The 23,143-nt window shown below is 53.2% G+C and carries 15 protein-coding genes; 11 read left to right on the top strand and 4 right to left on the bottom strand.

The genetic code is table 11. The features are described from left to right. The first annotated feature begins 39 nt into the window (after positions 1 to 39). From PAGR_RS14305 to PAGR_RS14285, 5 genes are all read left to right on the top strand, one after another. Positions 40 to 3,486: a DNA translocase FtsK 4TM domain-containing protein gene (locus tag PAGR_RS14305; RefSeq protein ID WP_014606199.1), complete on the top strand. Its 3,447-nt coding sequence runs from the start codon at positions 40 to 42 to the stop codon at positions 3,484 to 3,486. Positions 3,487 to 3,668: 182 nt separating this feature from the next. After that, positions 3,669 to 4,280 (top strand): outer membrane lipoprotein periplasmic chaperone LolA, encoded by a 612-nt coding sequence (gene lolA / locus PAGR_RS14300; protein ID WP_014593314.1) that lies wholly within the window; start codon positions 3,669 to 3,671, stop codon positions 4,278 to 4,280. Positions 4,281 to 4,287: 7 nt separating this feature from the next. Next, the gene (locus tag PAGR_RS14295) at positions 4,288 to 5,631 is read left to right on the top strand and encodes a replication-associated recombination protein A (protein WP_044042560.1); all 1,344 of its coding nucleotides are present in this window, start codon (positions 4,288 to 4,290) and stop codon (positions 5,629 to 5,631) included. Between the two features lie 90 nt (positions 5,632 to 5,721). Continuing rightward, positions 5,722 to 7,014, top strand: a complete 1,293-nt coding sequence (gene serS / locus PAGR_RS14290; protein ID WP_013025231.1) for a serine--tRNA ligase — start codon at positions 5,722 to 5,724, stop codon at positions 7,012 to 7,014. A gap of 323 nt (positions 7,015 to 7,337) precedes the next feature. Then, a complete protein-coding gene (locus PAGR_RS14285) occupies positions 7,338 to 8,492 on the top strand; it encodes an MFS transporter (RefSeq protein ID WP_013025232.1) in 1,155 nt (384 codons plus the stop codon). A 101-nt stretch (positions 8,493 to 8,593) separates the two neighbouring features. Here the strand turns inward: PAGR_RS14285 and pflA are convergent, their stop codons facing one another. The 4 genes from pflA to ycaO form a co-directional block, all read right to left on the bottom strand. Then, positions 8,594 to 9,334 carry a pyruvate formate lyase 1-activating protein gene (gene pflA / locus PAGR_RS14280; RefSeq protein WP_014606197.1) on the bottom strand — a complete coding sequence of 247 codons (741 nt, stop codon included), beginning with the start codon at positions 9,332 to 9,334 and terminating at the stop codon, positions 8,594 to 8,596. A gap of 167 nt (positions 9,335 to 9,501) precedes the next feature. Further along, on the bottom strand, positions 9,502 to 11,784 hold the full coding sequence (gene pflB, locus PAGR_RS14275; RefSeq protein ID WP_014606196.1) for a formate C-acetyltransferase: 2,283 nt from the start codon (positions 11,782 to 11,784) through the stop codon (positions 9,502 to 9,504). 72 nt (positions 11,785 to 11,856) lie between these two features. Beyond that, positions 11,857 to 12,717 carry a formate transporter FocA gene (gene focA / locus PAGR_RS14270; RefSeq protein ID WP_013025235.1) on the bottom strand — a complete coding sequence of 287 codons (861 nt, stop codon included), beginning with the start codon at positions 12,715 to 12,717 and terminating at the stop codon, positions 11,857 to 11,859. A gap of 378 nt (positions 12,718 to 13,095) precedes the next feature. Continuing rightward, positions 13,096 to 14,859 (bottom strand): 30S ribosomal protein S12 methylthiotransferase accessory factor YcaO, encoded by a 1,764-nt coding sequence (gene ycaO, locus PAGR_RS14265; RefSeq protein ID WP_013025236.1) that lies wholly within the window; start codon positions 14,857 to 14,859, stop codon positions 13,096 to 13,098. Between the two features lie 309 nt (positions 14,860 to 15,168). Here ycaO and serC point away from each other — a divergent pair, with 309 nt between their 5' ends. From serC to PAGR_RS14235, 6 genes are all read left to right on the top strand, one after another. After that, positions 15,169 to 16,254, top strand: coding sequence for a 3-phosphoserine/phosphohydroxythreonine transaminase (serC, locus tag PAGR_RS14260; protein WP_014606195.1), 1,086 nt, complete (start codon positions 15,169 to 15,171; stop codon positions 16,252 to 16,254). 81 nt (positions 16,255 to 16,335) lie between these two features. After that, on the top strand, positions 16,336 to 17,622 hold the full coding sequence (gene aroA / locus PAGR_RS14255; protein WP_014593322.1) for a 3-phosphoshikimate 1-carboxyvinyltransferase: 1,287 nt from the start codon (positions 16,336 to 16,338) through the stop codon (positions 17,620 to 17,622). Positions 17,623 to 17,813: 191 nt separating this feature from the next. Then, complete coding sequence (cmk, locus tag PAGR_RS14250) at positions 17,814 to 18,494, top strand: (d)CMP kinase (RefSeq protein ID WP_014606194.1); 681 nt, start codon at positions 17,814 to 17,816, stop codon at positions 18,492 to 18,494. Positions 18,495 to 18,616: 122 nt separating this feature from the next. Continuing rightward, the gene (gene rpsA / locus PAGR_RS14245; protein WP_026021040.1) at positions 18,617 to 20,290 is read left to right on the top strand and encodes a 30S ribosomal protein S1; all 1,674 of its coding nucleotides are present in this window, start codon (positions 18,617 to 18,619) and stop codon (positions 20,288 to 20,290) included. A gap of 82 nt (positions 20,291 to 20,372) precedes the next feature. Further along, positions 20,373 to 20,657, top strand: coding sequence for an integration host factor subunit beta (gene ihfB, locus PAGR_RS14240; RefSeq protein ID WP_003849360.1), 285 nt, complete (start codon positions 20,373 to 20,375; stop codon positions 20,655 to 20,657). Between the two features lie 202 nt (positions 20,658 to 20,859). Then, positions 20,860 to 23,115, top strand: a complete 2,256-nt coding sequence (locus tag PAGR_RS14235) for a DNA internalization-related competence protein ComEC/Rec2 (protein WP_014606193.1) — start codon at positions 20,860 to 20,862, stop codon at positions 23,113 to 23,115. Positions 23,116 to 23,143 lie beyond the last annotated feature (28 nt).

Genomic DNA, 23,143 nt, shown 5'->3' with positions numbered 1-23,143 from the left:
GCTGTTGTTTCTTACTTTACAGGCACCTGGAGAGTTCTCTTGAGCCAGGAATACACAGAAGATAAAGACGTTTCGTTACAGTCGCTGAGCAGTGGACGCCGTCTGCTGGAAGCGTTGCTCATTCTGGTGGCGTTGTTTGCCGTCTACCTGATGGTTTCCCTGGTCAGTTTTAATCCTTCCGACCCGAGCTGGTCGCAGACGGCCTGGCACGAGCCTATCCATAATATCGGCGGTACGGTAGGGGCATGGCTGGCTGACACGCTGTTGTTCATCTTTGGCGTGATGGCTTACGCCATTCCACCGGTGATCCTTGGATTGTGCTGGATAGCCTTTCGCCAGCGCGATAATCAGGACTACTTCGACTATTTCGCCGTAGGTTTGCGCTTAATTGGCGTACTGGCCCTGGTCGTGACGACCTGCGGCATGGCTGCACTGAATGCTGACGACATCTGGTACTTTGCTTCAGGCGGCGTGATCGGCAGCCTCGTCAGCAATGCGATTTCACCTTGGTTTAGTCCTGCTGGTGGCACCCTCACTCTGCTTTGCATCTGGGCAGCGGGCATTACGCTGTATACCGGTTGGTCGTGGTTGACCATTGCAGAACGAATCGGTGGCGTGGTCATGGGCGTGCTGACATTTGCCAGCAACCGTTCACGTCACGACGAACCCTGGCAGGAAGAGGACGAGGGCGAACATCATGAAGATGATGTGCCTGTTCTTCACGCGCAGCCCCATGACGACGATGACGTTCTGCTTTCTGCGCCCCGTAAGGCGCAGCCCGATCTGGACGAGCACGATCCGCTGCTGGCTAAGGCGGCAACAGCGACCCGCGCTGCCGTCGCGGCAACCACCGACGCTGCTGAAATGCCGGTGGCACCCGTCCAGCAACCTGCAGCCAGCGTGGCATCAACCTTTACCACGGCTACCGTGCCGCCGTCAGCCCCATCTGCAGCCCAGCCTGCGGTTGCGCCCGTGAATACTGTCGCCGCGCCCGCCCAGGAAGCGGCTGTACCTCATCCTGCTCCAGAGCGTCATTTTGCACCGCGTGATCCTGTTCCGCAGGATAAACCGGTCAGTGAACCGCCTCTGTACCGTTTTGAAATGCCGGATGAAACACCCGCATCCTCAGCACCCTTTACGGCCTATGAGGATGATGCGCCGAAGATGGGCAACTGGCGCGAGGCAGCCTCTGCTGCAATCCTGAGCAGTGCGGTAACGGCAGGCGCGGCAGGAAAAGCCGCGGCCTCGATGTCGCCCCTGTTTGAACCTGTGCCTGAAAATCAGGCGAATCCACAGGTGAAGCAGGGGATAGGTCCGGCGTTACCGCGGCCAAACCCGGTTAAATTACCGACCCGACGCGAACTGGCTTCTTACGGAATTAAACTTCCTTCCCAGCGCATGGCAGAAGAGAAAGCCAGACTGTCTGAAGCCCCGGCGGCTCCACAGGCTTCCGATCAGCCGCATAATCCAGACTGGTCAGCGGAGGAGCAGGATGCTCTGCAACAGGCTGAGTTACGTCAGGCGTTTCAGTCTGAGCAGCAACAGCGTTATGGCGAGAGCTGGCAAGAGGATGAACAGAGTGAAGACGATGAACAGGCTCTAGAGCAGGCATCCCTGGCCCGTCAGTTCGCCGAGCAGCAGCAACAGCGTTATGAGACCGAATCTGCCAACAATGCGCCGGTATTCAACCTGGACACGTCTGCGGCCTTTGATTTCTCACCGATGAAAGATCTGGTTGACGACGGCCCGGTTGAGCCGCTGTTCACCATTGCGGCAACGCCGGAAACGGATGAGGTCGCGGCAAAACATGAGCCGTGGCAGCAAGTACAGGCTGCGCCGACGCATGCGGCCGCGCAGAGAAGCATGCCGACGCAGAACGTTGCGTCGGATACCTTCGCGGCACCTGTCGAGCAGCCCGAATCGGTGGAAGAGGCGAAGCCGTCGTTGCATGACAGCCTGATTCATCCTTTCCTGATGCGTCATGAACAGCCGCTGGAAAAACCCTCTACGCCGTTGCCTTCTCTGGATCTGTTAACCGCACCGCCTGCAGAAGAAGAGCCGGTTGACATGTTTGCCCTTGAGCAGACGGCGCGCCTGGTTGAATCGCGCCTGGGCGATTATCGTGTTAAGGCTGAGGTCGTCGGCATCTCTCCCGGCCCGGTCATTACCCGCTTTGAACTGGATCTGGCACCGGGCGTGAAAGCGGCGCGTATTTCTAACCTGTCGCGCGATCTGGCCCGTTCACTGTCCACCACGGCGGTGCGCGTTGTTGAAGTGATTCCGGGTAAGCCCTATGTCGGACTGGAATTACCGAATAAGCACCGTCAGACCGTTTACTTACGTGAAGTGCTGGATTGTCCAAAATTCCGTGACAATCCTTCACCTCTGGCCGTGGTACTGGGTAAAGACATTGCCGGTCAGCCGGTAGTGGCCGATTTGGCGAAGATGCCACACTTACTGGTTGCCGGTACCACCGGTTCGGGTAAGTCAGTCGGCGTAAACGCCATGATTCTCAGCATGTTGTATAAAGCCACGCCGGAAGAAGTGCGCTTTATTATGATCGACCCGAAAATGCTTGAGCTGTCGGTCTATGAAGGCATTCCGCATCTACTCACCGAAGTCGTCACCGATATGAAAGATGCGGCGAATGCGCTGCGCTGGAGCGTCGGTGAGATGGAGCGCCGCTATAAACTGATGTCGGCACTTGGCGTGCGTAATCTTGCGGGCTACAACGAGAAAGTTGAGCAGGCTGAGGCGATGGGCCGTCCAATCCCCGATCCGTTCTGGAAACCGGGCGACAGTATGGACATGACGCCGCCGGTGCTGGAAAAACTGCCTTACATTGTGGTGATGGTGGATGAGTTCGCCGACCTGATGATGGCCGTGGGTAAAAAAGTGGAAGAGCTTATTGCCCGCCTGGCGCAGAAAGCACGTGCGGCCGGTATCCACCTGGTGCTGGCCACCCAGCGTCCCTCGGTGGATGTGATTACCGGCCTGATCAAGGCCAACATTCCAACCCGTATCGCCTTTACCGTGTCGAGCAAAATTGACTCGCGCACCATCCTCGACCAGGGCGGCGCGGAGTCGTTGCTGGGCATGGGTGACATGCTCTATATGCCGCCAAACTCCTCCATGCCGGTTCGTGTTCACGGTGCCTTTGTACGCGATCAGGAAGTGCATGCGGTGGTCCAGGACTGGAAAGCGCGTGGACGTCCGCAATACATTGAAAGCATTACAGCGGGCGAAGAGAGCGAAGGTGCGGGCGGCATCGACAGCGATGAAGAACTGGATCCGTTGTTCGATCAGGCGGTGGGTTTCGTGGTGGACAAGCGCCGCGCCTCGATTTCAGGCGTTCAGCGTCAGTTCCGTATTGGCTATAACCGCGCCGCGCGCATCATTGAGCAGATGGAAGCCCAGGGCATCGTTTCGGCACCGGGACATAACGGTAACCGCGAAGTGCTGTCACCGCCTCCCCACGATATGTAGAGTCTGAACGATAAGCTTTGAAACATAAATCAATGGGCCAGTTCTTGCTGGCTCATTGTTTTTTAGCCGTTTACCCCCATAGTTGATTAGGCTTTCGGTTTTTTCTCCTGTATTAAACGCAGGACAGCGACCAGGCTTAGTAGCGTTATCAACGGGAAACGATTTAATAAGGATTTAAGCAGATGAAATTACGCGTAATTGCCTTAGGCCTGTTGGCCGCTTTGGGTTCAGCCAGCGCTTTCGCTGATGCATCAAGTGACCTGCAACAGCGTTTGAATAAAGTAAACAGCTTCCACGCCAGCTTTACGCAAAAGGTGACCGATGGCAGCGGTGCTAACGTGCAGGATGGAGAAGGTGAACTGTGGGTCAAGCGCCCAAGCCTGTTTAACTGGCACATGACCGCGCCTGACGAGAGCGTCATTGTCTCTGACGGAAAATCGTTATGGTTCTACAACCCGTTTGTAGAGCAGGCTACGGTAAGTCTGTTAAAGAATGCCACCAGCAATACGCCGTTTATGTTAATTGCCCGCAATCAGTCCAGCGACTGGCAGCAATACAACGTTAAGCAGCAGGGCGATAAATTTGAACTGACGCCGAAGAAAAGCGACGGCAACCTCAAGCAGTTCACTATCGACGTAACGCCAGATGGCACGATTAATCAGTTCAGCGCCGTAGAGCAGGATGGACAGCGCAGTAACTACCAGCTGAAGAGCCAGAAAAACGGCCCTATCAGTCCGGATAAATTCACTTTCACCCCGCCGAAAGGCGTCACGGTGGATGATCAACGTCAGTGAGGTGGTAGTGGGCAACCTGTCTCTGGATTTCTCCAGCGAAGATTTTAAACCTCTGGCCGCGCGTATGCGGCCAGAAACCCTGAAGCACTATATTGGTCAGCAGCACCTGCTGGCTGCGGGGAAACCGCTGCCGCGCGCCATTGAGGCTGGCCATTTGCATTCAATGATTCTCTGGGGACCGCCGGGAACAGGCAAAACCACACTGGCCGAGATTATCGCGCACTACGGTAACGCGGACGTTGAACGCATCTCTGCCGTCACCTCCGGCGTCAAAGAAATTCGTGAAGCGATAGAGCGTGCGCGCTTGAGCAAGCAGGCCGGCCGTCGCACCATCCTTTTCGTGGATGAGGTGCACCGTTTCAATAAAAGTCAGCAGGATGCCTTCCTGCCGCATATTGAAGACGGCACCATTACCTTCATTGGCGCGACCACTGAAAATCCCAGTTTCGAGCTTAATTCCGCACTGCTGTCACGCGCCCGCGTTTATCTACTGAAGTCCCTGACCACAGAAGACATTGAGCAGGTGCTTGACCAGGCCATGCAAGATGCCGATCGCGGCTATGGCAACAGCGATATCCTGTTACCGAATAATACGCGCCGCATGATCGCTGAGCTGGTGAGCGGCGATGCGCGCCGTGCGCTTAACACGCTGGAAATGATGGCCGATATGGCCGAAACCAACGCGCAAGGCAAAAGAGAACTGACGCCACAGCTGTTGACTGAAGTTGCCGGGGAGCGATCTGCCCGGTTTGATAACAAGGGTGACCGCTTTTACGACCTTATTTCTGCGTTACATAAGTCTGTTCGCGGTTCAGCACCCGATGCTGCCCTGTACTGGTACGCCCGGATTATTACCGCAGGGGGTGATCCGCTGTATGTCGCGCGTCGTCTGTTGGCCATTGCCTCTGAAGACGTGGGCAATGCCGATCCGCGCGGCATGCAGGTGGCGATATCGGCGTGGGACTGTTTCACCCGCGTGGGTCCGGCAGAAGGGGAGCGGGCGATTGCTCAGGCCATCGTGTATCTCGCCTGTGCGCCAAAAAGTAATGCCGTTTATACCGCCTTTAAAGCGGCGATGCGCGATGCGCGCGACCACCCTGATTTTGATGTTCCCGATCATCTGCGCAATGCCCCCACTAAGCTGATGAAGGAAATGGGCCTGGGTGAAAGCTATCGCTATGCCCATGATGAAGCCAACGCCTATGCGGCTGGTGAGGTCTATTTCCCTCCGCAAATGGCACAAACACGTTACTATCATCCCACCCAACGCGGTCTTGAAGGCAAAATTGGCGAAAAGCTGGCCTGGCTTACTGAACTCGATCAAAATAGCCAGACAAAACGCTACCGCTAAAACAGACGTTGCGGTAATGTGGTCAATGTTTTCAACGCATTCCAGCTGGAATGCGTCCCTTCTTTCAACTCATAAATACACAGGATAAGCATGCTCGATCCCAATCTGCTGCGTAATGAGCCAGACGCAGTCGCAGAAAAACTGGCACGCCGAGGATTCAAACTGGATGTGGAAATGCTGCGTTCGCTCGAAGAGCGTCGCAAAGTCTTGCAGGTAGAAACTGAAAATCTGCAGGCCGAGCGTAACTCCCGATCCAAATCCATCGGTCAGGCCAAAGCACGTGGGGAAGACATCGAGCCACTGCGTCAGGAAGTGAACAGCCTGGGCGAACGCCTGGATGCTGCCAAAGCAGAACTGGATGAACTGCAAAATCAGATTCGTGACTTCAGCCTGGCGTTGCCGAATCTGCCTGCAGATGTTGTACCGCTGGGTAAAGACGATACCGAAAACCTGGAAATCAGCCGCTGGGGTGAGCCGCGTCAGTTTGATTTTCAGGTGAAAGATCATGTTGAGCTGGGCGAAGCCGCGAAAGGCCTGGATTTTGCTGCGGCGGTCAAACTCACCGGTTCACGCTTTGTCGTGATGCAGGGCCAGATTGCCCGCCTGCACCGTGCGCTCAGCCAGTTTATGATTGACTTGCATACCGAGCAGCATGGCTATCTGGAAACCTATGTGCCTTATCTGGTCAACCATGCGACCCTGTACGGAACAGGACAGTTGCCAAAGTTTGGTGAAGATCTTTTTCACACCCGGCCGCTGGAAGAAGAGTCAGAAAGCAGCCATTATGCGTTGATTCCTACTGCCGAAGTGCCGCTGACCAATCTGGTACGCGATGAAATCGTCGAGGAAGAAAACCTGCCGCTTAAGCTGACGGCTCACACGCCATGCTTCCGCTCTGAAGCGGGTTCCTATGGCCGTGACACGCGCGGGCTTATTCGTATGCACCAGTTCGATAAAGTCGAGATGGTACAGATAGTGGCGCCTGAAACCTCAATGGATGCCCTGGAAGAGCTGGTCGGCCACGCCGAAAAAGTCTTACAGCTGCTGAATCTGCCTTATCGTAAAGTGCTGTTGTGCACCGGCGATATGGGCTTTGGTGCGACCAAAACCTACGATTTAGAAGTGTGGTTACCGGCGCAGAATACGTACCGTGAAATCTCCTCTTGTTCAAACATGGGTGATTTCCAGGCTCGCCGTATGCAGGCAAGGACCCGCAGTAAGCAGGATAAAAAGCCGCGTCTGGTCCATACATTAAATGGTTCCGGTCTGGCTGTGGGACGCACGCTGGTGGCGGTGCTGGAAAACTACCAGCAGCAGGATGGCCGCATCGCCGTGCCTGAAGTGTTACGTCCTTATATGAAGGGCCTGGAATTTATTGGTTAATCGCCCGTTATTCTCTGAAAAACCCAGCGGCTGCTGGGTTTTTTTTTGGTCCGAAAGACGGATCGATGCCAAAGGACGGTATCAGAATTTATCACAAATAAACGTTATCGATATATCCCGATGCCGAAAGCGTAAAAATCTACATTATCAGTAAGATAGCTTTATTTTCCCTGACGTAAAATATGCCGCTAACTTACTGAAGATAAATAAATTAAATTGTCGGGCAGCAAAATGTGCTGCGGTGCGTTTGGCCCCGTTGACTTTAAATAACGCAGTGGCAAACTGCGCGCAATTTCCTTCATTTCTTTTGGTTTTAATTCCCTATGTCGACCTGGTCACGTCCTGTGATACTGCTGCTTTGCGGCCTGCTGTTAATGACAGTTTCAATTGCTGTGCTGAATACGTTAGTGCCTCTCTGGCTGACGCATGATGCTCTGGCTACCTGGCAGGTGGGCGTGGTGAGTTCGTCGTATTACACCGGCAATCTCCTTGGCACGTTGCTGGCGGGCTGGCTGATTAAACAGTATGGATTTAACCGTAGTTATTATCTGGCAACCGGCCTGTTTGCGGTGGCAACCCTGTGTATGATGGTGCTGGCAGGTTTCTGGTCATGGACGCTGTTGCGTTTTAGCGCGGGTGTCGGCTGCGCCTTAGTGTGGGTCGTGGTTGAAAGCGCTTTATTGTGCAGCGGCACGGTGCGTAACCGTGGGCAGCTCCTGGCTGCCTATATGATTGTCTATTATCTGGGAACGGTTGCCGGGCAGCTACTGGTGAGCAAACTTTCCACAGAGCTGTTAAGTGTGATCCCCTGGGTAACCGCGACGGTGATTTGTGCCATTTTACCGCTGATCTTCACACAGGTTGCTGCCAGCCGTGATCCGGCTGAAGCCTTGCCGGGTGGCCGTATCTTACCCATGCTACGCCGCCGCAGTTCGCGCCTGGGCATCAACGGCTGCATCATCTCCGGGATTGTTTTAGGTTCGTTATATGGCTTGATGCCGCTCTATCTTTCCCATCAGGGCATGAGCGATGCAAACGTAGGTTACTGGATGGCGTTACTCGTTAGTTCAGGTATTGTCGGGCAGTGGCCGATTGGGCGCCTTGCCGATCGCTTTGGCCGCATGATGGTGTTGCGTGTGCAGGTATTTGTGGTAATCCTGGGCGCGATTGCGATGCTAACCAATGCCGCGATGGCACCTGCCTTGTTTGTTCTGGGGCTGGCGGGTTTTACGCTTTACCCTGTGGCGATGTCGTGGGCCTGCGAAACCGTGGCGCATCACGAACTGGTGGCCATGAATCAGGCGCTGTTACTGAGCTATACACTGGGCAGTCTGGCGGGGCCGAGCATGACAGCAATGCTGATGCAGAGTTACTCAGACCGTTTACTGTTCGTTATGATTGCGGCAGTGGCGCTGGTTTACCTGGTGATGCTGTTGCGTAAAGCCGATCATCATGCCACGCCCGTGGCGCATGCCTGAATGCCTTCTGCAGAGGGCAGCACTGTGCCTCGTTGTTGCATGGTGGTCAGTGCGCCTTCCTGAAAGGTTCCTGCGGGGCGGTAGAGATCTCCGCCCCGTTTTCAATACATGACTTCATGTCCGTAGCGGAGAAGAATGTTTTTTACCCGCTCCATCGTCTCTTTAGTGGGCGGTTTCACGCCATCAAGCTTGTACTCTTCGCCCATCGCGATCCACTTATGTTTACCCAGTTCGTGATAAGGCAGAAGCTCGATCTTTTCAACGTTCGCCATATCCTGGGTAAACGCCCCCAGGCGATGAACGGTATCGTCGTCATCTGAGTAGCCTGGCACGACGACAAAACGGATCCATGTCCGTTTGCCTTTTTTCTGTAGGTAGCGAGCGAAATCAAGCGTACGATGGTTAGATACGCCAACCAGAATCTGGTGAACCTCGTCATTCATCTGTTTAAGGTCCAGCATCACTAAATCTGTTGCGTCCAGTAACTCATCAATGACCGGATCGTAGCGGCGAACAAAACCATTGGTATCCAGACAGGTATGTATGCCTTCTGCCTTGCAGGCACGAAACCAGTCACGCACAAACTCAGCCTGAAGAATAGCTTCGCCACCCGATGCGGTGACGCCACCGCCAGAGGCATTCATAAAGTGACGGTAGGACAGAACGTCCGCCATCAGCGCCTCAACGGTGATTTCTTTACCGGCGTGCGTGTCCCAGGTATCGCGGTTGTGGCAGTAAAGGCAACGCATCAGGCAACCCTGGAAAAAGGTAATAAACCGGATGCCGGGACCGTCTACGGTTCCGCATGATTCGAATGAGTGGATGCGACCTATGGCTGACATTGCGATGTTTCTCCAGGTAAGCCTGCGGAGCAGGTGGCACACTCTCTGGTGTGCTCTGAACAGGAAATCAATTTTGGTGGTTATCCGTATTTCAGACAACGACCAAAGCAGACTTTGAATATGAGGCTCCATGAAGGAGCCTCAGAAAGGGCTGATGGCGACAGCGCTTACAGCGATTGTGTAAAGGTACGGGTGATCACGTCCTGCTGTTGCTCTTTTGTCAGCGAATTAAAGCGAACGGCGTAGCCGGAGACGCGAATGGTTAACTGAGGATATTTTTCAGGATTATCCATCGCGTCCATTAACATCTCCCGGTTCATTACGTTCACATTAAGATGCTGACCGCCTTCAATACTGGTCTCATGATGGAAGTAACCGTCCATCAAGCCTGCCAGATTGGTTTTACGCACATTGTCATCTTTGCCTAACGCATTAGGCACGATAGAGAAAGTGTAGGAGATACCGTCTTTTGCGTAAGCAAAGGGCAGTTTCGCCACCGAGGTCAGCGAGGCTACGGCACCTTTCTGATCGCGACCGTGCATCGGGTTAGCGCCCGGACCAAAAGGCGCGCCTGCACGGCGACCGTCTGGCGTATTACCGGTTTTCTTGCCGTAAACCACGTTAGAGGTAATGGTCAGCACAGACTGGGTCGGTATAGCGTTGCGGTAGGTTTCGAGTTGCTGAATCTTTTTCATAAAGCGTTCAACAAGGTCGCAGGCCAGATCGTCAACGCGAGGATCGTTATTCCCGAACTGCGGATACTCTCCTTCGATGTCGAAATCGATGGCCAGGCCATCTTCATCACGCACCGGTTTCACCTTCGCGTATTTGATGGCAGACAGCGAGTCGGCCGCGACAGAGAGTCCGGCGATACCGCATGCCATGGTGCGGTAAACGTCACGATCGTGCAGTGCCATCAGCGCGGCTTCATAGCTGTATTTATCGTGCATGAAGTGGATGATGTTCAGTGCAGTGACGTACTGTTTCGCCAGCCAGTCCATAAAGTGATCCAGACGCGCCATTACCACGTCAAAATCAAGCACCTCATCGGTAATCTTGGCTTCTTTTGGTCCGACCTGCATTTTCAGTTTTTCGTCCACGCCGCCATTGATTGCGTAGAGCAGGGTTTTCGCCAGGTTGGCGCGGGCACCGAAGAACTGCATTTGCTTACCGACGATCATCGGGCTGACGCAGCAGGCAATTGCATAGTCATCGTTGTCGAAATCGGGACGCATCAGGTCGTCGTTTTCATACTGCAGTGATGACGTATCAATAGACACTTTCGCCGCATACTTTTTAAAGTTAACCGGCAGCTTCTCAGACCACAGAATGGTCATATTAGGCTCAGGTGAAGGGCCCATGGTGTAAAGTGTATTGAGGAAACGGAAGGTGGTTTTACTCACCAGCGTACGCCCATCAACGCCCATACCGGCCAGCGATTCCGTTGCCCAGATGGGGTCGCCAGAGAACAGTTCATCGTACTCAGGCGTGCGCAGGAAGCGGACCATGCGCAGTTTCATTACCAGGTGGTCAATCAGTTCCTGCGCCTGCGCTTCGTTCAGCTTACCGGCGTTGAGATCGCGCTCAATGAACACGTCCAGGAAGGTTGAAACACGGCCAAAGGACATGGCTGCACCGTTCTGTGATTTTACTGCGGCAAGATAGCCGTAATAGGTCCACTGAACGGCTTCGACTGCATTGGTCGCCGGACCTGAGATATCGTGACCATATTTGGCTGCCATCTCTTTGATTTGTCCAAGCGCCCGATGCTGGTCAGCAATTTCTTCGCGTAGACGAATGGTGGCTTCCAGGTTGACGCCATTTTCCAGGTCGCTTTGCAGAGACGCAAACTGAGCAAACTTATCGGCCATCAGGTAGTCAATGCCGTATAAGGCGATACGACGGTAGTCACCGATGATGCGTCCACGACCATAGGCATCAGGCAGGCCGGTTAATATACCTGATTTACGGCAGCGTAAAATGTCAGGGGTATAAACATCAAACACGCCCTGATTGTGCGTTTTACGATAGTCGGTGAAGATTTTTTTCAGTGAAGCATCGAGTTCGCGCCCGTAAACTTTACATGAACCCTCGACCATCTTAATGCCGCCAAAAGGAATAATGGCGCGTTTCAGCGGCGCTTCCGTTTGCAGGCCAACAACTTTTTCCAGCGATTTATTGATATAGCCGGCATCGTGCGAGGTGATGGTAGAAGCAAGATCGGTATCAAAATCGACGGGTGCGTGGGTACGGTTTTCAACTTTAATGCCTTCCAGCACGCTTTCCCACAGTTTAGTGGTGGCTTCGGTGGCGCCAGCGAGGAAAGATTCATCGCCTTCATACGGCGTATAGTTTTTCTGGATGAAGTCGCGTACGTTGACGCTGTTCTGCCATTCGCCTTCAGTAAAACCCTGCCAGGCTGAGGCCAGTTTTGCGTTAAGTTCGGTCATATTATACCTGCCTTATTTAAGGAGACTTTTGCTCTTGGGTCGATCCGGTTGGGATGAACCCTCGAGGCTGGATTAGTGCGCTTCGTGTCCACCGCGTAAGTAAATTACCCAGTAGGTCAATCCGACCAGCACTCCACCGCCGATAATGTTGCCGAGCGTGACTGGAATCAGATTGTCGAAAATAAAGTTTTTCACAGAAAGGGCCGGAAACTGTGCTGCCGTCGCGCCCGCAGCATGCCAAAATTCCGGGCCAGAAAAATCGCGAATGACGATGGCGAAAGGAATTAAAAACATATTTGCGATACTGTGTTCAAAACCACAGGCAACAAACATCGCCACCGGCAAAATCATAATCAGGCTTTTATCCATTAAGGTCCGTCCTGAATAGCTCATCCAGACCGCCAGACAGACCATCAAATTAGCCAGAATACCCAGAGAGACCGCTTCAACAAACGTGTGATGCATTTTATGGTCGGCAGTCTGCAACACGTTTAAACCCCATGCGCCGTTGGCCACCGTATGCTCACCGGAAAACCACATCAGCGCGACAAAAAACAGCGCACCGACCAGATTACCAACATAAACGTTGATCCAGTTACGTGCCAGTTGCCCCCAGGTGATGCGGCCACTCGCTTTCGCAACGACGATCAGCACGGTGGAGGTAAACAGGTCGGCACCACATACCACAACGAGTATCAACCCGAGTGAGAAACATATCCCCCCGACGAGCTTAGCCATGCCGTAAGCCATTTCACCGCTGCCGGTGGTGGCTGTGATGTAAAACACGAAAGCGATGGAGATAAACATGCCTGCGGTAAACGCGAGAAAGGTTGTCGTCAGCGGATGCTTGGTGGCTTTGTAGACGCCAGCGTCTTCAGCCACTTTTGCCATCGCGGCGGGTAATAACAGATTAAAAGGATTGTCAGCTTTCACACTAACTCACTCCAAAAGTTGTCTGAAAAAAATAATAACAAATGCACCTGTGATTAAAGTTGATATAGATCATGTCCAGCAGAGCAACAACGGTAAAGGTTTAACAAGAAAGGTGGTTTTTGGAACTAACGTCATGAAAAATAATGAATAAATTTATTTTAAATAATACAGGTTTTGTTTAACGAGAGGGCGTAATCAAGGCTGAAATATTGAAGATTTGTTAATAAGATAGGTTGTTGGTGTCGCTATTTAGCAGAAAAATAATGACATTAATCTATTAATGGCAGGAATACATAAGGATCAATAAAAAGGCACTGAACAGGTTCAGTGCCTCAGGCATGATTGTCAGGCTAACCCGCGTGAATGTTCAACGCCAGCTTAGGCATTTTCCCAGTAGCGGCGTTTGGCACGCTGCAATTTTTCATAAGCCGCCAGTAGCGCCTGATGAGCAGGGAAAGCGGTCAGGTCGCTGTCTACCGACTGAAGACCGTTGAAGGCTGCTTCACCACTGATGGCTGCGGATGCCGCTTCTACCGCCTCTGCGCCATACATACGGACAAAGGCGGCGTGATATTCCAGTGGATTACGCTCGTCTTCCATGGCCAGAAGTAGCAGAGTTTGCAGGCAACGATAATAATTTGCCCGCGCTGGGCTGAACACGGAGCCGTTGAATTCCATGGTCCATTCTGTCCAGATCAATGCCTGATCCAGATCGCCGCCGGCCAGCGCAAGCATGGCTTTAAGCTCCCCGATGCGTAAGGTATACCAGCCATTATCTTTACCCGTTGCCAGGCCAAGTAACTCACGGACGCGGGTGAAGTCATCAAAACCTTCTTCATCCAACTGCGAAATGAGATCAAGGTACTCTTCTGGATTCCAGTTGCTGCCGGGCAGGGCAAGCAGCGTGTCACGAATGCCTGCGCCCATGCTGTTATTTGCCAGCAGCAGGTCTTCGGCCGGATAGATATCGGACATGCCCGGCACAATAATGCGGCAGGCATAAACGCCTAAGTGCTCGTAGTCCGCGATATAAACTTCCTGATCTTCGGCAGCAAAAATGGCCATCAGCGTGCTGAACTCTTGCTCGGTAGTGCCAGCAAACGTCCAGTCAACAAACGGATAATCGGCCGTTTCTTTAAACATATCCCAGGAAATCAGGCCGCTTGAATCAATAAAGTGGGTTTCCAGATTGGCGTGCTCTGCCACTTCTTCATCATCAAAGGTGGGTGGGGTAAAGACGTCCAAATCCTTGAGGCTGCGGCCCTGGAGCAGTTCAGTAACGGTGCGCTCCAGCGCAACGCCAAAGTCCGGATGCGCACCGAAGGACGCGAAACAGGTGCCATTGGCAGGGTTAAACAGGACCACACAGATAACCGGATATTTACCGCCCAGCGACGCGTCATACGCAAAGATTGGGAAGCCTTCAGCTTCCAGGCGCGCAATGGCCTCGACCACGGAAGGGTAGCGCGCCATCACTGACTCAGGGATGGCTGGGAGGCTGATCGATTCGGCAATGATACGGTTCTTAATGTAGCGCTCAAAGACCTCGGATAATCCCTGCACCCGGGCCTCATTGGCCGTATTGCCGGCCGACATGCCGTTCGATACGTAAAGGTTGCCAATGATGTTCATCGGGATATAGACGGTTTGCTGATCGGACTGGCGGGTAAAAGGCAGGGCGCAAATACCGCGCTCGCTGTTACCCGACTGGAGATCGATCAGGTCTGATGCGGCCACCGCATTTTCAGGATCGTAAAAGGCACGCAGGCGTGAGTCCAGGATCCCCTCTGGCAGGCTGTCATCTTCCGGAAGCGCAAACCATTTTTCATTGGGGTAATGAACAAAATCGCCTTGAGCGATGCGGTTACCCAGCCAGAAATCGGCAAAAAAGTAGTTCGTGGACAGGCGCTCAAAATATTCACCCAATGCGGAAGCCAGGGCGGCTTTCTTGCTGGCACCTTTGCCATTGGTAAAGCAGAGTGGACAGTCGCGGTCGCGAATATGCACAGACCAGACGTGTGGAACGGGATTAAGCCAGGAAGCTTCTTCTATATTAAAGCCCAGATCCTGCAGTTTGGTCTGGAAACGCGTAATGGAGTCTTCCAGGGCGGCATCTTTGCCCGGGATAAAAGTTTGCGTCATGGTGCCGCTCTCTCTGTGAATAGGGTGCCTAAAGCGCGCAATGATACGTTTTTTACCGCCTGTTCGCTATCAAGTCGCTGCAATTTTACTGGACGTTTTCTCATGTCAGGGTTTGTCTGCCAATACCGGCAGCGAGTGAAAGGAACGTCCCTCACAATATTTTGTGTTGGCTTGCATTGGTAACATAACCTCCGGTGCGCCGTGCTGAAAAAATGTGACCGGTGTTAGATTTATGATTGCAGCCACCAGAATGCAGTGATAAAACCGAATCGTTATTCATAACCGTTCGATATGACAGTGGTGAGGGAAATGACGCAAATTTATAATTTTAGCTCTGGGCCAGCGATGCTGCCGAGCGAAGTGCTCCGCCGTGCAGAACAAGAATTGACAAACTGGCATGGTCTGGGGACTTCAGTAATGGAGATCAGTCACCGCAGTAAAGAGTTTATTCAGGTGGCCGAGGAAGCGGAAGCGGACTTCCGTGATCTGCTAAAAATCCCCTCTAATTACAAAGTTTTATTCTGCCACGGCGGCGCACGTGCGCAGTTTGCTGCGGTACCGGGTAACCTGCTGGGCAGCGCCACCAGTGCGGATTATGCCGACGGCGGCTACTGGGCGCACAGCGCCATTAAAGAAGCGGCAAAATATTGTTCGCCCCGCACGCTGGATGTCAAAACGACCCTTGAGGGAAAACGCGCCATTCTGCCTATGCGTGAGTGGGACGTCAGCGATGCGGCAGCCTATTTGCACTTCTGCCCGAATGAAACCATTGACGGCGTTGCCATTGATGAAGAACCTGATTTTGGCGACAAGGTCGTCGTTGCCGATCTCTCTTCCACGATTTTATCCCGCTCTATTGATGTCAGCCGCTATGGCGTGATTTATGCGGGCGCCCAGAAAAATATTGGTCCGGCGGGCATTACCCTGGTCATCGTCCGGGACGATCTGTTAGGTAAAGCGCATCAAAGTGTGCCTTCCATTCTGGATTACAGTGTTCTGGCGGAAAACTACTCCATGTTCAACACGCCGCCAACGTTCGCCTGGTACCTGAGCGGTCTGGTATTCAAGTGGCTGAAGCAGAAAGGCGGCGTCGGTGAAATTGAAAAAATTAATCAGGCAAAAGCGGGCTTGCTTTACGACCTCATCGATAAGAGTGATTTCTACCGTAACGATGTTGCTCTGCTGAACCGTTCGCGAATGAATATTCCTTTCCAACTGGCGGATGCGTCACTCGACAGCCTGTTCCTGGAAGAGTCATTTAAAGCAGGTTTGCATGCCTTGAAAGGCCATCGCGTTGTTGGCGGCATGCGTGCATCCATCTACAATGCGATGCCGCTGGAAGGTGTTAAAGCCCTCACAGACTTCATGATCGATTTCGAACGCCGCCACGGCTGATTATTCCCCAGTCAGTGGGATTGCTGACACCTGACTCCGCCATACGGCGGAGTTGTCGTTTTTTTGAGGATAGAGTTTCACATGCAAGATTCCCTGACCCTTCAGCCCATTGCTCGCGTAAATGGCACGGTTAATTTGCCCGGCTCCAAGAGTGTTTCAAACCGCGCGCTGCTGCTGGCCGCATTGGCGAACGGCAAAACCCGACTCACTAATCTGCTGGACAGTGATGATGTTAAGCACATGCTTAATGCGCTTAAGGCTCTGGGCGTCGATTTCACGCTTTCCAGCGATCGTACCGTTTGCGACGTTACCGGAAAGGGCGGACCGCTTCAGGCGTCACAACCCGTTGAACTCTTCCTGGGCAATGCTGGTACGGCTATGCGTCCGCTGGCTGCGGCGCTGTGCCTTGGCGAGCAGGATGTGGTGCTGACGGGCGAACCGCGGATGAAAGAGCGGCCGATAGGGCATCTGGTTGACGCGCTACGTCAGGGCGGCGCCCAAATCGATTACCTTGAGAATACGGATTATCCACCTGTTCGTCTGCGTGGCGGCTTTACGGGCGGAGAGGTCACCGTTGACGGTAGCGTATCCAGTCAGTTTTTGACCGCGTTGCTGATGACGGCGCCGTTAGCTCAGGAAGACACGCGAATCACGATTAAAGGCGATCTGGTCTCGAAACCCTACATCGACATTACCCTGCACCTGATGCGCTGTTTTGGCGTGGAGGTTGAAAATCAGCACTACCAGCATTTCCTGATCCAGGGAAAACAGCAGTATCAGTCACCGGGGGAGTATCTGGTGGAGGGCGATGCGTCTTCTGCGTCCTATTTCCTGGCGGCGGCCGCGATTAAAGGCGGCACTGTGCGCGTGACCGGTATCGGTCGTCATAGCGTGCAAGGCGATATTCGTTTTGCCGACGTGCTGGAAAAAATGGGTGCCACCATCGAGTGGGGTGACGATTTCATTGCCTGTACGGCGGGCAAGCTGCAGGCTATTGATATGGATATGAACCATATTCCCGATGCCGCGATGACAATTGCCACTGCTGCGCTGTTTGCTGAAGGCACGACCCAACTGCGCAATATCTACAACTGGCGGGTTAAAGAAACCGATCGCCTGACGGCGATGGCAACAGAACTCCGTAAAGTTGGGGCTGACGTCGAAGAAGGGCACGACTTTATCCGTGTTACCCCGCCGGCTAAGCTGATGCATGCTGACATCGGAACTTATAACGACCATCGTATGGCTATGTGTTTTTCGCTGGTGGCGTTATCAGATACGCCCGTAACAATTCTTGACCCGGGCTGTACTGCTAAAACCTTCCCTGACTATTTTGAGCAACTGGCAAAAATTAGCCATAACGCCTGAGTCCTGTGCCCGGTGAGTATTTCACCGGGCCGTTTTCCCTGTCTCATTTCTCGCGTCAAAAAGCCCTTTTTCAGACGAAATTTCGCCTAACCTTCTCTCTTAAGGGTAACGCCGTGTCGCAGGGCAGCGTATAATGCCCGACATTTGTGATGGCCAACTGGCCAAAATGCGCGCAGCAACAGGAGGGAATAATGACAGCAACTGCCCCGGTCATAACTATTGATGGGCCAAGTGGTGCGGGAAAGGGCACCCTGTGCAAAGCGATGGCGGAAGCATTGCAGTGGCATTTACTGGACTCTGGCGCGATTTACCGTGTTCTGGCGTTAGCTGCATTACATCACCAGGTTGATATCGAATCTGAAGAAGGACTGGTGCCGATTGCCGCTCACCTTGATGTGCGCTTCATCTCACAGAACGGTGAGATGCAGGTCATCCTTGAAGGCGAAGAAGTCACCAGCGAAATTCGCACCCAGGAAGTGAGCAATACCGCGTCGCGCGTTGCGGCATTTCCTCGCGTGCGTGAAGCCCTGTTACGCCGCCAGCGCGCCTTTCGCGAGGCTCCCGGCTTGATTGCCGATGGGCGTGATATGGGAACCGTTGTTTTCCCCGACGCGCCTGTGAAGATTTTCCTTGATGCCAGCCCGGAAGTCCGTGCAGAACGACGTATGCTACAGTTGCAGGACAAGGGCTTTAATGTTAACTTTGATCGCCTTTTAGCCGAGATAAAAGAGCGCGACGACCGCGATCGTAACCGCGCTATAGCGCCATTAGTGCCTGCTGAAGATGCGTTAGTGTTGGATTCAACACAGATGTCTATCGAGCAAGTTATTGATAAAGCGCTAGATTATGCCCGCAAAACGCTGGGCATTTAACATTTTGGTTTAAACGAATTGTATTAACCCTGTGCCAGGGATCCGGTGCAGGGCATGTGAAACAACCCCATCCGACATGAAGTCAGATGGACGTTAAATTGAAGAATCCTAAGATTATCAATATGACTGAATCTTTTGCTCAACTATTTGAAGAATCCCTGAAAGAAATCGAAACCCGCCCGGGTTCCATCGTTCGTGGCGTCGTTGTCTCTATCGACAAAGACGTCGTTCTGGTTGATGCGGGCCTGAAATCTGAATCTGCAATTCCTGCAGAGCAGTTCAAAAACGCAGCCGGCGAACTGGAAATCCAGGTTGGTGACGAAGTTGACGTTGCTCTGGACGCAGTGGAAGACGGCTTCGGTGAAACTCTGCTGTCCCGTGAGAAAGCTAAGCGTCATGAAGCTTGGATCACGCTGGAAAAAGCTTACGAAGAAGCTGAAACTGTTACCGGTATTATCAACGGCAAAGTCAAAGGTGGCTTCACAGTTGAGCTGAACGGTATCCGTGCGTTCCTGCCAGGTTCACTGGTAGATGTGCGTCCAGTGCGTGACACGCTGCACCTGGAAGGCAAAGAGCTTGAATTCAAAGTGATCAAGCTGGATCAGAAACGCAACAACGTCGTGGTTTCACGTCGTGCGGTTATCGAATCTGAGAACAGTGCAGAGCGCGATCAGCTGCTGGAAAACCTGCAGGAAGGCATGGAAGTCAAAGGTATCGTTAAGAACCTGACTGACTACGGTGCGTTCGTTGATCTGGGCGGCGTTGACGGCCTGCTGCACATCACTGATATGGCCTGGAAGCGCGTTAAGCATCCAAGCGAGATCGTGAATGTTGGCGATGAAATCAACGTTAAAGTCCTGAAATTCGACCGCGAGCGTACCCGTGTATCTCTGGGTCTGAAGCAGCTGGGCGAAGATCCATGGGTGGCTATCGCTAAGCGCTATCCAGAAGGCACCAAGCTGACTGGTCGTGTGACCAACCTGACTGATTACGGCTGCTTCGTAGAAATCGAAGAAGGCGTTGAAGGTCTGGTACACGTTTCAGAAATGGACTGGACCAACAAAAACATCCATCCGTCTAAAGTTGTCAACGTAGGCGATGTGGTTGAAGTAATGGTTCTGGACATCGATGAAGAGCGTCGTCGTATCTCCCTGGGTCTGAAGCAGTGCAAATCTAACCCATGGCAGCAGTTCGCCGAGACTCACAATAAAGGCGATCGCGTTGAAGGTAAAATCAAGTCAATCACTGACTTCGGTATCTTCATCGGCCTGGACGGCGGCATCGACGGTCTGGTTCACCTGTCTGACATCTCCTGGAACGCGACTGGCGAAGAAGCCGTTCGTGAGTACAAAAAAGGTGACGAAATCGCTGCCGTTGTACTGCAGGTTGATGCAGAGCGCGAGCGTATCTCTCTGGGCGTTAAACAGCTGGCAGAAGATCCGTTCAACAACTACATCACTTTGAACAAGAAAGGTGCCATCGTCACCGGTAAAGTGACTGCAGTTGATGCTAAAGGTGCTACAGTTGAATTAGCAGACGGCGTTGAAGGTTACCTGCGCGCTTCTGAAGCTTCACTGGACCGCATCGAAGACGCTACGCTGGTTCTGAACGTAGGCGACGACGTTGAAGCTAAATTCACCGGCGTTGACCGTAAAAACCGCGTTGTTAGCCTGTCTGTTCGTGCGAAAGACCAGGCTGACGAGAAAGAAGCCATCAATACTGTTAACACCAAACAGGAAGAAGGCAACTTCTCTAGCGCTATGGCTGAAGCGTTCAAAGCGGCTAAAGGCGAGTAATCGACCTTGCACCGGGCGGATTTATTCGCCCGGTTTCGGTAAAAGCTGTCATACATTCCTGTAGGGATTAACCGGAGGTTACATGACCAAGTCAGAACTGATTGAAAGGCTGGCGGGACAGCATACTCATATACCGGCGAAAGTCGTTGAGGATGCAGTCAAAGAAATGCTGGAGCACATGGCCACGACGCTGGCACAGGGCGAACGCATTGAAATCCGGGGATTCGGCAGCTTTTCGTTGCATTATCGCGCTCCGCGCACCGGTCGTAACCCGAAAACGGGTGACAAAGTGGATCTGGAAGGTAAATACGTTCCCCACTTCAAGCCGGGCAAAGAACTGCGTGACCGTGCAAACATTTACGGCTAAGCCGATACCGAACCGCCTAAACGACATCTCCGGATGTCGTTTTTTTTTGCTTGTCACCTGCAATGGATCTCTCTTCCAGAAAAATGTCTCTTCGCTGCAACGGCCGATTTTTACTGCGATCCTTCACCTGGTGAACAACGAATACGCTTTATCCTGAGAAGTCGTGCGGCATACTTGTGGCACGACAGGAGCGGGATGCATTATGTTGACATGGATTTTACTGGCAAGAATCGCCGCGATCACGACGTTACCCTTACTGGTGTTACCCGGGCTTCCTTCCCCTTTCACCATAGTGGTGGTGCTGTTGAGTGGTGTCTGCGTGCTTGCCTTGTCTCATCGCAGGATCCGCATCGCCGGCGTGACGCTCCTGTTCACGGCGTGGGGGCTTTTTAATGCACAATCACTGGTAAAAGACACCGAAATGATGATTGCTGCCCCGGGGAAGTTTGATGTGCAAATTGAGGACGTCCATCAGGCGCATTCGCGCATCAGAGTCAGATTGCTAAAAGTGGACGATCACATTCTCTTCCCGCCGCGCTTTGCGTGGCTTTCGTTGCCGGATAACGCCAGTGAGTATTGCCCCGGCCAGCGTGGAAAGATGATGCTCAGGCTGAGAGCGGTGCATGCCAGGCTCAACGAAGGGGCGTTTGATGCGCAGCGCTTCGCCATGGCGAATCATGCACCCGTGCAGGGCCGTATTGTTTCCCAGACCATCACGCACGCCTCCTGCAGCGTGCGCTGGCGATTTATCACTCACCATCGTCAGCAAAACGGCCACTTGCCTGCCTCAGCCACGCTTGAAGCGTTAACCTTTGGCATCCGGGACAACCTCAGCGAGGCGACCCGACAGCTGTTAAGGGATACCGGTACCGCGCACCTTATGGCAATTTCAGGCATGCACATTGCTTTGGCAGCAGGGACAGGGTGGTTACTGGCACGAGGAAGCCAGATTCTGTTTCCGGCCCGCGCTGTCAGCTATCTGTATCCTGTCATTATGGGCTGGCTTTTTGCCGCGCTGTATACCTGGCTTTCCGGGGGGCATGCACCTGCGCAGCGGGCATTACTGGCACTGACACTCTGGGCTGTAACACGTTTCGTTGGCGTGCAGTTGAGTAGCTGGCAAGTCTGGACGCTGTGTGTGGGTTTACTGCTTGCCGTCGATCCGCTTACGGTACTCTCTGACAGCTTCTGGCTTTCTGTATTAGCGGTGGGCATGCTGTTGACCTGGTACCACTGGTTCCCACTGGCGGCGCGCTTTCGGCACGCACGCCGCTGGTTACCGATACAGCTTCTCCACCTGCAGTCAGGCATGATGATTTTGATGCTGCCGTTACAGGCTGGCTTGTTCAACGGCATCAGTATAACGGCGCTGATAGCCAATCTGCTGGCCATCCCGGTGGTGTCATTTGTCACGGTGCCGTTAATACTGGTTGCGATGCTGCTACCGGTGCCGGCACTCTCCACCTGGTTTTGGCTGGCGGCAGATGGCTCTCTTCGTTTTCTGTTAACCAGCCTGGCGCTGTTGCCGCCGGGCTGGTGGCCATTGCAGGGGGCAGCCTTTTTTATGCTCATGGTGTGGGGCGGCTTGCTGGTCTGGCGCACTGGTGCACTGTTCAGCCTGCCGTGGAGCTGCAGCGCTATCGCACTGGCCATGGTGTTTTCCCGCCACTACAAACCGGAAAGGGAATGGCGCATTGATATGCTGGATGTCGGGCATGGCTTGAGCGTGGTCATCAGTCAGGGCCGTGAGGCCGTGTTGTACGATACGGGGCCACGCTGGCAACACAGTGATGCAGGAACACGCGTGATTACGCCCTGGTTACAACATAAAGGTCTGGTATTGCAGGAGGTTATCCTGAGCCACAGACATCTCGATCATACCGGCGGGCTCGCTGCCATTCTGCAACGCTGGCCTGGGATAAAGGTGCGCAGCAGCCTGGAGGGAACGCACCATTTGGCCTGCGTTCGGGGAGCGACATGGCGTTGGAAGCAGCTAAATTTCAGCGTGCTCTGGCCACTCAGTTCACCCAATAAAGGTGAAAATAACGACTCCTGCGTGGTGAGCGTTGATGACGGAAATGTCCGGCTGTTGCTGACCGGCGATCTGGAAAAACTGGCTGAGCAGCAGTTGGTCAGGCTGGAGAAGCAGCAGCTAAAAGCCGATATTTTGCAGGTTCCCCATCATGGCAGCCGCACGTCATCCTCCCGATTACTGCTTCGTAGCGTGGCCGGACACACCGCGATTGCCTCTCTGGCGCGCTATAATGCATGGCGAATGCCGGCTAAACCTGTATTACGTAATTACCACGAATATGGCTATAACTGGCTCGATACAGGGCAATCTGGACAGATAAGCATCAGAGTTGGTAAAGGTAAAATGCAGGTTTTTACCCTCAGAGAACAATTAATGCCCCGTTGGTATCATCAGTGGTTTGGCGTCAAACGCGAATCCAGGTAGAATGGCCGGCTATTTCCAACAACGTGAA

The organism is Pantoea ananatis PA13 (genome assembly GCF_000233595.1).
Classification (GTDB): Bacteria; Pseudomonadota; Gammaproteobacteria; order Enterobacterales; family Enterobacteriaceae; genus Pantoea; species Pantoea ananatis.
This window is presented reverse-complemented; position numbering and strand designations above follow the sequence as displayed.

What these genes read in the sequence shown, in the direction of transcription:
- lolA (WP_014593314.1), top strand. Translation starts at nt 3,669, where the DNA reads ATGAAATTACGCGTAATTGCCTTAGGCCTGTTGGCCGCTTTGGGTTCA.
- serS (WP_013025231.1), top strand. Translation starts at nt 5,722, where the DNA reads ATGCTCGATCCCAATCTGCTGCGTAATGAGCCAGACGCAGTCGCAGAA.
- PAGR_RS14285 (WP_013025232.1), top strand. Translation starts at nt 7,338, where the DNA reads ATGTCGACCTGGTCACGTCCTGTGATACTGCTGCTTTGCGGCCTGCTG.
- pflA (WP_014606197.1), bottom strand. Translation starts at nt 9,334, where the DNA reads ATGTCAGCCATAGGTCGCATCCACTCATTCGAATCATGCGGAACCGTA.
- pflB (WP_014606196.1), bottom strand. Translation starts at nt 11,784, where the DNA reads ATGACCGAACTTAACGCAAAACTGGCCTCAGCCTGGCAGGGTTTTACT.
- ycaO (WP_013025236.1), bottom strand. Translation starts at nt 14,859, where the DNA reads ATGACGCAAACTTTTATCCCGGGCAAAGATGCCGCCCTGGAAGACTCC.
- serC (WP_014606195.1), top strand. Translation starts at nt 15,169, where the DNA reads ATGACGCAAATTTATAATTTTAGCTCTGGGCCAGCGATGCTGCCGAGC.
- aroA (WP_014593322.1), top strand. Translation starts at nt 16,336, where the DNA reads ATGCAAGATTCCCTGACCCTTCAGCCCATTGCTCGCGTAAATGGCACG.
- cmk (WP_014606194.1), top strand. Translation starts at nt 17,814, where the DNA reads ATGACAGCAACTGCCCCGGTCATAACTATTGATGGGCCAAGTGGTGCG.
- rpsA (WP_026021040.1), top strand. Translation starts at nt 18,617, where the DNA reads ATGACTGAATCTTTTGCTCAACTATTTGAAGAATCCCTGAAAGAAATC.
- ihfB (WP_003849360.1), top strand. Translation starts at nt 20,373, where the DNA reads ATGACCAAGTCAGAACTGATTGAAAGGCTGGCGGGACAGCATACTCAT.
- PAGR_RS14235 (WP_014606193.1), top strand. Translation starts at nt 20,860, where the DNA reads ATGTTGACATGGATTTTACTGGCAAGAATCGCCGCGATCACGACGTTA.